General features: G+C 40.4%; 10 protein-coding genes. 3 read left to right on the top strand and 7 right to left on the bottom strand.

Going from position 1 to position 12,977, the window contains the following annotated elements:
- Nucleotides 1-12: 12 nt before the first annotated feature.
- A complete protein-coding gene (locus B2X72_RS23715; RefSeq protein WP_286851769.1) occupies nt 13-1,704 on the top strand; it encodes a HEPN domain-containing protein in 1,692 nt (563 codons plus the stop codon).
- A 43-nt stretch (nt 1,705-1,747) separates the two neighbouring features.
- Here the strand turns inward: B2X72_RS23715 and B2X72_RS26720 are convergent, their stop codons facing one another.
- Complete coding sequence (locus B2X72_RS26720; RefSeq protein ID WP_088163809.1) at nt 1,748-1,993, bottom strand: DUF4143 domain-containing protein; 246 nt, start codon at nt 1,991-1,993, stop codon at nt 1,748-1,750.
- Nucleotides 1,994-2,296: 303 nt separating this feature from the next.
- Between B2X72_RS26720 and B2X72_RS23720 the strand changes: the two genes are divergently transcribed.
- Together B2X72_RS23720 and B2X72_RS23725 are read left to right on the top strand one after the other, a co-directional pair.
- Nucleotides 2,297-2,668, top strand: a complete 372-nt coding sequence (locus B2X72_RS23720; RefSeq protein ID WP_286851771.1) for a hypothetical protein — start codon at nt 2,297-2,299, stop codon at nt 2,666-2,668.
- Between the two features lie 2 nt (nt 2,669-2,670).
- Complete coding sequence (locus B2X72_RS23725) at nt 2,671-4,086, top strand: PLP-dependent aminotransferase family protein (RefSeq protein ID WP_286851773.1); 1,416 nt, start codon at nt 2,671-2,673, stop codon at nt 4,084-4,086.
- Between the two features lie 242 nt (nt 4,087-4,328).
- Here B2X72_RS23725 and B2X72_RS23730 read toward each other — a convergent pair whose 3' ends face one another.
- The 6 genes from B2X72_RS23730 to B2X72_RS23755 all read right to left on the bottom strand — a co-directional run bounded on the left by B2X72_RS23730 (nt 4,329) and on the right by B2X72_RS23755 (nt 12,596).
- Entirely contained in the window at nt 4,329-5,972 is a 1,644-nt protein-coding gene (locus B2X72_RS23730) for a PepSY-associated TM helix domain-containing protein (RefSeq protein WP_286851775.1), read from the bottom strand.
- A 6-nt stretch (nt 5,973-5,978) separates the two neighbouring features.
- The gene (locus B2X72_RS23735) at nt 5,979-6,257 is read right to left on the bottom strand and encodes a hypothetical protein (RefSeq protein WP_088163239.1); all 279 of its coding nucleotides are present in this window, start codon (nt 6,255-6,257) and stop codon (nt 5,979-5,981) included.
- A 372-nt stretch (nt 6,258-6,629) separates the two neighbouring features.
- The gene (locus B2X72_RS23740; RefSeq protein ID WP_286851777.1) at nt 6,630-9,059 is read right to left on the bottom strand and encodes a TonB-dependent receptor; all 2,430 of its coding nucleotides are present in this window, start codon (nt 9,057-9,059) and stop codon (nt 6,630-6,632) included.
- Nucleotides 9,060-9,174: 115 nt separating this feature from the next.
- On the bottom strand, nt 9,175-9,891 hold the full coding sequence (locus tag B2X72_RS23745) for a DUF4198 domain-containing protein (protein ID WP_075994514.1): 717 nt from the start codon (nt 9,889-9,891) through the stop codon (nt 9,175-9,177).
- A gap of 388 nt (nt 9,892-10,279) precedes the next feature.
- A complete protein-coding gene (locus B2X72_RS23750) occupies nt 10,280-11,092 on the bottom strand; it encodes an MBL fold metallo-hydrolase (protein ID WP_286851779.1) in 813 nt (270 codons plus the stop codon).
- A gap of 76 nt (nt 11,093-11,168) precedes the next feature.
- Nucleotides 11,169-12,596, bottom strand: a complete 1,428-nt coding sequence (locus tag B2X72_RS23755) for an L-serine ammonia-lyase (protein ID WP_286851780.1) — start codon at nt 12,594-12,596, stop codon at nt 11,169-11,171.
- Nucleotides 12,597-12,977 lie beyond the last annotated feature (381 nt).

Here is a 12,977-nt window from a genome sequence, read left to right on the forward strand (position 1 = left end):
TCAATCCATATTATGAACACCGATATTAACCCTATTATCGAGGCAATCCTCCGTGCCGTTGCTGTCGATGAAATCTACCATTGGACTTTTGACCACGATGGCAAAAAGTATCAGATGTTACAGGTCAATCTTACGTCAAATGCCGGAATTCGATTTTCCGATGCAAACAGTCTGATAAACAAAACCGTTGGTTCCTATCCCAATGTGTATATCAATGTGAACTTCACCCACGAAATACAACAAAAAATAAATCAAGGTTTAGGCCGAGCCTATCTTATTTGTCAACCTGAAAACCGCATTTATCAGAATCCTGTGCAAGACATCCCCCTTGTCTTACCAAACAATAAAAGTGACGAAGTCATCGAAAAAACACGGACATATATCGATAAGGAAAAGGGCAAGATTCGATCTTTTATAGATGGCTACAATTTCTATTTCGAGCATAAAAATTATGCACACGCAGCCTTTATGCTACATCAGGCCATCGAACTATCCTTGAAAACCGCAGAACATATCCTTTTAAATGATGATCGAAAATCACATTCGCTTACGGGTAGTATGGGCTACCTTAAAACTTTTGACTCCAAACTGGCGAGACTAATCGACAACAAAGAAGAAAAACAAGCCTTAGCTAAAATCGATGAAGCTTATATTGGTTATCGTTATAATCAAGACTATTTTATCGATGAAGATGTATTAGAAACAGCCTATCAGATTGCTATCAATACATTAAACTGGATCTACGATTATTCCAATCTTTTATTCAAAGAACTTAAGTCAAAACTTAACCCAGTCCCAGTTGCTAACAACGAAGTTGAAAATTGCAAAAATAACAATGAAATATACAAACAAAACTATTGTAACGCCAATTATCGAGACCTCATTTTAAACGCTATAGAGCGCTATTGCACATCTGCGCTGGTAGTGTGTTTCGGCTATGATTCTGATCATCACAACTATCAGAATGCGCTCCGAAGGGCAAAAAATGATTGTATCACGCATGCATACTATATTTTTGTCGCTTATGATACTTTAAACGCCGAGATCAATAATCTGCCCCAGCTCATTACGGATTTGCTCCCCAACAATGTATCGCTTACGCTCGCCCTTGAAAACACCACCACTTTCAGCAAACAGCTTTCAAAGGGTCATCCCTTTTTTCTTTCACTCCTGAAAGCCGGTGACATCTGGTTTCAGAATCCATCAATAGCAAATATCGATCTGGAAAGCATCGTTGCCCCACAGCTCGATCTTGAATATGTACATCAACAGTGGAAGACGCGCTATAATAATGCGCGCACATTATATTTACCCTACGAGGAAGACTGGTCGTCAATAAGCATCGAGGCCACATATTATATGCTATCGCAAGCGTTGGAGCAGGTTTGTCTCGGGGTAATCAATTCCGTCATCCAATACAAACCGCAACGTGTCAACCTGACTTTTCTAATGACACTCTGCAAATTGATAGTCCCTGATGCCTACGCAACATTCTGCCTTGACCATGAGGAACATTTCGCCGCTTTTAAGAATATTACGGAAGCACAGCAGGAATTTAGATATAATGCAAATTACAAAGGAGATCCACTAACAATCATAGAATTGCAACAACGCACAAAAACATTTATCGAAAAATGCAACAATGAGATGGAAATCTATTTTGAGAAAATTTACAGCCAACAGCTGCTCGAACAAGTTGAATAAAAGAGATTAAAACAGAAGCCTGAGCACCATGATTCAAATGCTATCAAAGACCAATAAACGTTCTAAAATTATCCCTTGAGATTACCTGAACATCTGCACTATATGCTTCTACAAAATTTGATGGTATTTTTGCTTTCGCCTTAGGATTCCATTTAAATTCGTAGCCAGTTATTTTACCATCCGCTTCTTCTACGTAATCAATTTCTTGCTGCTGTTTTGTTCGCCAAAAGTACTTATTAACAAAATGCCGGCTATAACTGTTATGTTTTAAGCGTTCACCAAAAGTAATGCTTTTCGGTGAACAAACTCACCAAAAAGCATTACTTTTGGTGAATACACATCCGTAGTTTGGTGGCCCACATTTCGATCAATACGATGATCGCGATCATCGCGATAAATAAAGGAAACAAGCTATGCATACGAGTTCATAATTTATGGATCCAGAGATATCCTTTTCCTAGTGTAAAGATCTCAAATGGAAATTAAAAAAACTCATGGTCATCTTATTTTTTTCTGTACCCTTATTTTAACTGCAGTCTGTACCTAAACAGCATCCTGTACCCTTCTTAAATTAGCAAAAAGATTTATTCTTATGGCGACAACTGCAAATCAACCGTATCTGATCAGACAAGTGGATCTTTCTGATTTAGCGCTTATCAAAGAAATACTCAACAAAAAACAACTGGATACAGACTCCATAGGCATGCCTTTTATGGCACTCGATCAATGTAATCAATTAACAGCTTTTTCGTCCGTAACGATCTGCAAAAAAAATCTGTTATCGATCGAAATTACTTATGAAGCGCCTATTTCGGACACGCTCTTCAAAGTATTTACGGACAAAGCACAATCCTTCTTCGAGCACCAGTTGATTGATCTATTTGGTTCGGAAGAATTGCTCAGAAAAGGAATCCATCGATATAACAACTGGTTAAATCAAAACAGAAACAGTAAATTAGCATAAGCATGGAGCAGCAACTGTTATATAAGAAAATAGCCAATATTGTTGAGAGCCAGATCAAAAATGGCTCTTTGGTTTATGGAGATCGTTTGCCCTCTGTCCGGATCGCTCAGAAGCTATACAATGTAAGTTTAAATACAGCAAAAAGCGCCTATATGGAATTAGAGAGTAGATCTCTCATTGAGTCACGACCAAAATCAGGCTATTTCGTTAGCCGGTCGGGGCTTCGTCGGATGGCTATTCCGTCTATTTCCACGTTTAAAATAGACGAAAAGAAACAAGATCCTGCAGCATTGATCGATAAAGTTTTTCACTCCCTGGAAGACAAGGAAATTACACGCTTTTCACTGGGTTTACCCAGTGCATCATTACTTCCGATTCAGAAACTCAATCGATGCATTATAGAGTCGGTTCATGAACTGCATGATTACGGTGATCAATACGGACAGGTACAGGGAAGTCCAAGCTTACGGAAAGAAATTGCCAAATGGTCATTGGTACTTGAAGGAAAAATAAGTGATGAGGATCTTATTATCACCTCGGGAGCCATGAATGCAATCTACAGCTGCCTTCGGGCTGTCACTAAGCCCGGTGACACCATCGCGGTGGAAAGTCCCCTTTATTTTGGATTTATTCAGGCCTTTCAATTACTGGGTCTCAAAACCATCGAGATTCCGACCCACCCTATTACGGGAATTGAATTAGATGCCCTGAAAAAAGTTATTCATAAAATTGATGTCTGTTGCTTCGTTACCAATTTTAGCAATCCATTGGGCGCGCTCATGCCCGATGAGCATAAAAAGGAACTGGTGAAACTGCTCGCCCATCACCATATTCCATTGATTGAAGACGACCTGTATGGAAACATCTATTTCGGTTCGTCACGGCCCAAGCCATGCAAATATTTTGATGAAGAGGGACTGGTGATGTGGTGTGGATCATTTACCAAAGTATTGGCGCCAAGTTTTCGGCTCGGATGGGTTGAACCCGGGCGATACAAGGATAAGATCCTAAAACAAAAACTCATACAGACGATTTCGCAGCCTGCAATTTATCAAGAGGCGGTTTCCAAATTCTTACAGATCGGCAGGTACGACCATCACCTCAATAGCTTCAGAAAAAAACTGTACAGCAACTATATCAATTTCAGAAACAGCATTGAGGCCCATTTTCCAGAAAACACAAAAATGTCACAGCCTGAGGGTGGGTTTGTACTGTGGCTAGAGATGGACCCTAAAATAGACTCGACACTGCTCTACGACTATGCCCTTAGGCAAAAGTTGAGTTTCGCTCCGGGGAGGATGTTTACACAGCATGATCAGTTTAAGAATTGTATTCGGCTCAACTATGCCGTGGACTGGAACGAAAAGACAGCACAGGATCTGATGCGCCTTGGGCGATTTTTCAAAGCCGCACTTTAAGAAAGTCCTACTCCAAGTAAAAATCCCCCCCCGTCTATTTCATCAACATCATCGGCCTGAACGGGAGGAGGAATATCATTGGGACCTTCTTTGGAAAAATTACCACTTTTCCATCAAGGATCAACATCGCATCAAAGATTTTTCCCAAGCCTTACCCTATAAACGTTCCAAGGGCACCTTGTGAGCGCCCTTGAAATTAAGAAACGAAGTATACTTACTTCGCAGAGAGAAAAGAATCTTTGTTAACGAATAGTCTCAAAGAATTTTTTGGTCTTATTATGGGCGATTATACCGATGATACCGATCATAAGCCATAGAAAGTCGACGACAAAAATATCACGCTGTCCATTGCGAAATGTATCCCAGATCCAGTTACCAGTTATAAATCCATTGACAAGTGGAATAAAAAATGCCAATACACTGCCAACCAGCAAGGTTTCGCGATTGGTGCGTCGGATGCTTTTCCGTATAATATAATAAATTGAAAATGCGAGCCAACTATAGAAATACACACGGTAAATAAAATCCTGGTTAACCTCTGGACTCAATTTAATAGCAATAAAAGTCAATGCTGTGACAGGCAACATGGTCAGACATATTGCCGTGAAGATATTGGCCACCCAGAAATTGAATTTCCGTTTTCGTGGAATTACATTGTTTTTGTCACGTGCTACCAGCCAGATTAATATCCCCGAAATAATGACCAGACAGCCCATGACCCCTAAAATAAAATATACCATTTTAAGGGGATAGCCGCCATAATCACCATAATGCAGACGGTATAAAAGACTCCGGACACCATCGGCATAGGTAGGATCACTGATCGGGGATTTTTCGGCCACAATTTTATTGTCGATAGCTCGCATAGACAATATACCGGATCCAGCAAAGCTCTTATTAAACTGCGGCTCCAGCTCCATGACAACATGCATATTGGAATCTGCATAGTTTTTGATCGTAATGCGCTGAAAATCGGATTCAGGCCATTTATATTTTGCCAGATCCAAAAATGGAGCGATCTTAATGTCTGCCTTTAAAGGTTTGTAGGTATATGGAAAATCGGTCTCGGCACTAACCCCCATCTCCTGATACATTTTTTGTTGATCACCTTCATACAACAACTTGCTCAGTGGCAAAGCCAGGACAGAGTTAATGATCAAAAACGTACCAGTTACCGCAAAGATAAATTGAAATGGAAAACCGATAACACCCAATGCCGTATGCATATCGGTCCATACCGTTTTCCATTTACTGAACGGTCTGAACACGAAAAAATTTGAGACGATCTTGTCCCAATGCAGCAATAATCCTGTAATAAGAGCAAATAGGAAAATAAAAGCGGTAATTCCAGCAATAAGATAACCAAAGGGAGCTATACCTACCCGGATAGGCACCTGATTGAGCTGAGCCATGAAGTGCAAGCGGAAAAGAAATTCGCCCATATCGTAATTCTGTGTATAATCACCTGACTTCTTATTTGCAAAATTGTAGGTAAAGTTCTTTGAATCATCATCTCCACCTCTTCTGCGCCCCTTCTTTTTTGCTGCTTTCTGTTCTGGAGTTACCTTCGCTAGATTTTCTTTATTTAAGAGACTGTCATTGGATGCACTGAGCCCAACATAAGCGGAGGTTCCTTCCCGGTGCATATAAAAAGTGATATCGCGTCCATGCAAATTTGTTTGTCCTTGGAGTGAATCGAGCAAACGATCAAAGTTTTGATGATCTTCGCGATAGGTCTTATAGGATGTATTATTCTGCCAGGCAGCAATTTCATCCCTAAAAAATGCAAATGATCCCGCAAAAAATATTACATACAGGATGGCGCAAATAATAATGCCACTAATGGTATGCGTATTGAAATAGATATTATAATTTCGGTTATTCATGGCCAATTACATGTTGAAAAAATAAGGCAGCGAAAAAACTGCAGCCAAGAGTAAATATAGTCCCCATATTTTCCATCCGTTCTTTGCAAGGAAGGCCAACAAGAGCAGTACTGCCCATAGGAGATAGCCCGTGAAGCAAGCCGTGACAACAACATCCTTTTTCTCAAAAACATGTGTGACCAAGACGTGGAAAGAGATCATGACAACATAACCACCGATAAATCCGGCTGTAATTTTCAAGAAGCGCTGAAAGGGCGTACTGAGGTATTTTTTATTAGCAGGCATATTTTATCGGTTAGGAAATCAATAATTCAACACAAAGGCTAAATACATACAATCCCACAATTGGGTATAATTTGAAATAGCGATAAGGATTCAATAGGACCACAAGACACATCAAGCACATGAAATAGGCAAAAAAAGCAAAAAAGCCCGCGCCAAATCCTTGCATATAAAGAACAGTGCCAAATGGAAAGAGCAGCAGCAATATGCTCAAAATGCGCACAAACTTAGTTTGTGCGCACAGTTTTTCCAGCCATTGTGGCCTAGGGCCAAATTTCACCTTTTTGCTCGTGTTGTAAAAAAGGTATGCTCCAAAGAGTATAACGATTAGTAATGTACTATACATCGATTCTATAATTTATCGAGATCGTTTATTTAAAACTTATAGGTAACCCCCATACGGAAATTACGTCTAGCTTCTACGATATAGGTGTAATAACTAACACTTTCTGTAACACTCGCATTTTTTGCAGTTGTCGAACCTGAGGTCAGCAACTTCCTGTTATCTAACAAGTTATTTACCATCACAGAAATACTATATTTCCCACTTTGATAGCTGATTCCACCATCCGTTCTTATATAATTCTTAAAGTTACTTTCTTTTGTCGTACCAATAGCACGATCGAACATTCCCTGAACGCTACCTGTTAGCCCTAGCCCTTTCAGTACCCCTTGTTGCAAGCGGTATGTCACCCAAGCATTAGCCGTGTGTTTCGCTGTATTGGGTGTGATATTTCCAATATTTGCCTCCTTTGTATCTTTCGATATTTTAGAATCCGTAAATGCGTAGTTGGCATTAACATTTAATCCTCTGATAATTTCGCCCGTAATATCGAACTCTATTCCTTTAGATGTTGTTTCGCCAAGCTGGGTTTGAAATTTCACTGTGCTTGTTGAATGTTCAACATCGTCAACCAAAGCATTCTTACGTTTGATCTGGTATGCGCTCAAAGTTGAAATCCATTTTCCATTACCCCATTCTTTCTTAATTCCAGCCTCTAAATCATTTCCTCTTACTGGCTTAAAAGCATTCCCTTCCCAATCGGTTCCCGCTTGTGGCACAAAAGATTGATCAAATAATCCATACACGCTTGTCGATTTATCGATTGAGTAACTTAATCCTACACGTGGGGTAAATGCTTTGTCTGTCCTATCCACTATAGCAGTCTTCCCTACATTTTCAGCAATAGTATAGCGCAATCCTAATGAAAGGCGCAGTTTTTCCTCTAAAAAAGCCATCTCATCATGCGCGTAAAAAGACATATAGTTCGTTGAATTCACATAGTTACTTCCACCAGCACGTACTTTTACGCTTTTTGATCGGTCTATAGCAGGAAGTATATTGCCTGGAATACCATATACCGGGTTATAGACATTTAATGGAGTCCATGGAATTGGAGCTAATTTTGTATCCGGGTCTTCCGGCATTAAATCTCTAAAGTCACCCCAGAACTTCTTGTTTCCGTAATCTGCACCAACGAGGATTCGATGACGAATACCACCTGTGTACTCTTCACCATTTAGGGAAATCTGACCAAAACGATTCTCACCATGCTCATCAGCAATCGTGTATGTACGTGGCATATCACCATTGGCAGTCATATAGGTTAACCATGTACTGGTCGCTTTCATGTCAAAATTAAAATAAGCCATTTGCGCGTGTAACTTCCACCTCTCATTTAATTTATGATCAAGATAGATATATGCACTATGGTCTCTTAATTTACCAGGTTCCATGGAAGGGTCACCGTAGAAGAAATCATTCGAGATACCTGGATCTGCAAATCCCTTTGGAGAAAAGGTATAATTACCATTGGATAGATAAGAAGATCCTTGGTAGGTATACTCAAAAGTAAGACTAGTCAAGGAGTCTAATTTATACGTCACAACAGGAGCAACAACAACACGATTACTATAATTATATTTTGTAAAAAAATCTTTCTGTTGCGCGGCCATATTTAACCGGTATAACAGTTTTCCATCTTTTCGTAATTTACCATCAAAATCGACTGCCGCGCGATAAGTACTAAAACTACCCATATTGAAAGTCGCCGATCCTTTCGTATTTCCTGTCGGTTTTTTAGTCACAACATTATAAAACCCTCCTGGTTCGCCATTGGCTAACATAAATCCAGCAGGTCCCTTTACAAACTCGATCCGCTCGATCATACTCGCATCTTCGGCTGTAGGCCCCCAAGAAGCTTCGATATTCATCCCATTACGGAATGCTGGGATCTTAGAGCCACGCATGCGTATATTGGCATATTGGTTGTCCCAATGGCCTTGACGTGTAGCCCCGCTAATATTACGGGTAATACCATCCACAATATCAAAAACTTGCTGATCGGCCATTAAATCAGAAGAAATAACCTGTATATTTTGAGGTAACTCTAAGATTGGTGTTTTAAGACGTAACGATCCGGAGATACTGTCAAACTTATAATGCTCATAATATTTACCATAAACCGCAACTTCGTCGATAGCTTGCGATTGGTCTTTCAAAATGATGGGGCCAAGGTTTGTCGTCTCATCTTTTACGTTCACCTCCATCGTATGCTTACTGTAACCAATCGCTTTAATCTCGATATGATAGGTTTTGGATGAAAGCTTATAAAAAGCGAAATGCCCCTCACTATCGGTACTGGTGGTCACACCCGTATTGGTCAATTTTACTGTTGCCCCTGTGATCGGTTCAGATTTTTCATTGATAAGAATTCCTTCAATTATTTTGTTCGTCTGTGCCTGTGCAACAGAAAAAACCGAACTAATCATAGGAATAGCCAGAAAGGATAAAGTTTTATTCATGAATGTAGTGTGGTAGATGTTTTTTATAGTAGATATTCTTTTTTTGCAAGGGTCCATTGGTGTTTCCATCGTTTCAGACGGACCCTTTAATATTTTGTCTGCGCTGTATCCGCAGTTATTTGATGGTAATAAAAGTCGTACTTCCCTGCCATGCCGAAGCATAGGGTTTTCCTTCATGTTCACCTGCAGTCTCCGCAAAGGTACTTGCTTCCAAAACGTATGGGCCCGACCAGATTGCATCAAATGTCAGGATACCATTCTCGTCCGCAACAAACTCTTTTCCCCAACCAGTAGCTGAAAAAACAGAAACTTTGGCCTGAGGCACAACTTTGCCAAAGCTGGTGATCTTTGCTTGTACGCTTTGTCCTTTTTTTGCGTTAGCCGCACCAAGCAACTCAATCTGCAATGGGCTTTTTACGGCCGTATAATCAAGTGTTGCAGACTTTCCTACGACAACAGGTACTAAGGAAGAAAATTCATACTTCGTTTTGCCGCCGAGATCTTTAGGTGCTTTAACTATTGACAGGAAATAGGTTCCTGCTGCTGTAGGTTGAAATGAACCGCTAAAGTGATCACCTTTATTCGTCAACTGAATCTTGACAGGCTCCTTTCCAGGGGCATGCAACATTAATGAGAAGTCCTTCACGTCGGAGTACCATTTGTCGATCTGATCTCTTTCATTCGTTGCAAACTCACCGTAATATACCTTGACTTCATGGGATTGGTTTAACGTCCCATAAGAAGATGATTCAATCCAAAGGGCATGTGCATGACTGGTATGACTACACAGTAATACCGCAAGAAATGTAAAAAATGAAATTAAAATTTTCATAATATGTTGATTGATGTTTAGTTTTCTTCAACTTATTATGGGAGAATTTGCTGGTTTAAGCGAGCTCTACAACGAATAAAACAATAAAATTCGTTATCTTGCAAGTTCTTCCATATCGTATATCGGGAGTAACTGACACAGCGTGCTGTTTCAGTCACCTACATTCAGTTGCCGCTGTATGTAGATTTACGCCATGTGATAGATTGCCGTCTATTACATGGTGTTTTTGTTTCTCTTTGTCCAAATAAGCATACAATGAATTATTTAGACTGATTAAAAACAAAGCAAATATAACAGGAAATCTTTTTAAATCAACTAATTTTTTTTATTTTACAGTATTCTTACGCTTTAGTTGAAGACATAAAACGAACAAAAAGAGCATTTTAAACTAGGAAGAGAGTGCGGAAGAGATTGAAACCGGTGTTACATGATTCTCTAGCACAACTTTCAGATCGAATAATTCTGTTTCCTGATAGCGTGTTGCTACATGAAGCTGGATACGTTCGCAGTGTGGTTCGAAAGTTCGCTGCACCAGATCGACCGTATTATTCTCACCGGAGAGGTGAGTTAAGATAAGATGTTTAAGGCGATCGGTTTTATAAGCGTTAAACAGTTCGACGGCAACACGATTTGAAAGGTGTCCCCAACCACTGCTAATCCGGTTTTTCAGAAAATACGAATAGCGTCCTGTACGCAACATTTCCTCATCATAATTTGATTCCAGAAGCAATACATCCGAATGCTGAATAACATGCTGTACATTTTCACAAGGCCGTCCTATATCCGTCAATACCCCGATATTGTATGTTCCATCTGAAACAAGGAAACTACAGGGTTCTTTGGCATCGTGATATTTGGGAATACCATACACCTTGAGACCTCCAATTTCAACGACTTCGTCCGGAGAGATTATATGGACCAAATGGGATGGAAGATGCAATCGGGTACCATCGTAACTCCCCTTGGTGATATAAACCGGTAGATTATATTTTTTGGCAAATACTGATAGGCCTCTGATATGATCAGAATGTTCATGGGTAATGAAAATTGCTTTGATCTGAGTCGGTAAAAGCCCCAGATTGTACATCCGAAGGTGTATATGTTTGCTGTTGATTCCAGCATCTATCAAAATAGCAGAATCATCTTTAGCCACATAATAACAGTTTCCATTACTTCCGGAGGCGATTGCACAATATTTCATTCGTTTACGCTATTTATAAGAATATATCTATTTTACCGCGTCAAAGATACGAAAAACGAGAAAACTCAGACAGTCATTAACATTCTGGCAAACTCAATGGAATATTGACGGCAAGTCCACCGTCTGCTGTTTCTTTATATTTAGCATTCATATCCAAAGCGGTCTCCCACATCGTCTTAACCACAGTATCCAGGCTCACTTTTGCCTTATCTGGGTTCGATTGCAGTGCTAACTGCGCAGCAGTAATTGCCTTAATGGCTCCCATAGTATTACGCTCAATACAAGGAATCTGTACCAATCCACCAATTGGATCGCATGTTAATCCAAGATGATGTTCCATCGCAATCTCGGCAGCCATCAGAACCTGACGCTGCGATCCCCCCAACACTTCTGTCAGCGCACCGGCAGCCATCGCTGATGAAACGCCAATCTCCGCTTGACAGCCACCCATTGCAGCAGAGATCGTTGCATTTTTCTTAAAGATCGAACCGATTTCAGATGCCGTAAGAATAAATTGGATAATTTTATTTTCACGCATACCGTCATGAAAAGTAATATAATATTGCAATACAGCCGGGATAACGCCCGAAGCCCCATTGGTAGGTGCTGTAACCACACGTCCGAAGGAAGCATTTTCCTCATTTACAGCAAGAGCAAAACAACTTACCCAATCCAGAATATATTGAAAGTTTTGGCCGCCCTCACGAATGGCCGCTACCCAGGACTCGTAATCTTGATAGGTACGTCCCTGCATTAATTTCTTATTCAGCTTGGCTGCTCTTCGCTCAACGTTTAGCCCCCCAGGCAATGTCCCGCCGGTGTGACAGCCCCGGTAGATACATTCGTGTATTGTTTTATAAATATTCAATACGCCTGCTACGGTTTCACTTTCTTCACGCCATGCACATTCATTTTCAAGGACCAGCTCAGAGATTTTCAGCCCCGTTTTCATCGTCCAATGCAAGAGTTCGTGTGCAGTATCTACAGGAAATGGAAGATCCACTTCAGACAGGACGCTTTCCGTATCATTTTCCTGCACCACAAAACCGCCACCTATAGAATAATAAGTTTCTGTAATTGCCTTACCATTTGATAGGAAGGCCTGAAAGGTAACGGCATTGGGATGAAAAGGCAAGCTTTCGGCATATAGAAACAGGAGGTCTTCCTGATAGGAAAAAGGAATCGTCCGTTCGCCAGCAACTTCCAGTTCACCGACCGCCTTGATATGTTCGACTTTGGGTGTCACTCTATTGACATCAAAGGTAACCGGATCATCTCCACTTAGCCCCAGTAGAACAGCAATATCAGTACCGTGCCCGGCACCGGTTTTCGCCAAAGAACCATATAGCAGAACTTTGACTTGTTCGACTTCATGCAATAGGCCTTTTGACTTGAGCACAGCGGTAAATTGCTGGGCTGCACGCCAAGGTCCTAAGGTATGCGAACTCGAGGGGCCGATACCAATCTTAAACATGTCAAAAACGGATATTTGTTCTTTGCTCATAATCTTTTTTATTGCGGTTAGCTGATCAAGCTATTGCTTTTGTGAAAACCGCATCTAAATTAGTACAAATAAAGTACAATGTTACCTGTATTTGCATTATTATCAATTTGAAAACCAAGCTCAGGTTCTTTTAACAAGTATCCAACAAACATCTTACATTTTTTAGGGAAAAAGTAAGAAATGCTTCCCTATCTTTGTTGGCTATAATTTATAGAATGACGGGAAAAACATATTTATATTCTTTTTTTACCATTGTTATCTGTTTATTTTCGATTAGAACGTATTCCCAGCAACTACCTAAGCGGGAGTTTCGTGGAGTGTGGGTTGCAACCATAGGTAATATAGACTGGCCCTCTGTCAAAGCGGGCAATAATGTCGCAC

It is taken from the genome of Sphingobacterium sp. UBA7253 (assembly GCF_002472745.1).
In the GTDB taxonomy this organism is placed as follows: Bacteria; Bacteroidota; Bacteroidia; order Sphingobacteriales; family Sphingobacteriaceae; genus Sphingobacterium; species Sphingobacterium siyangense.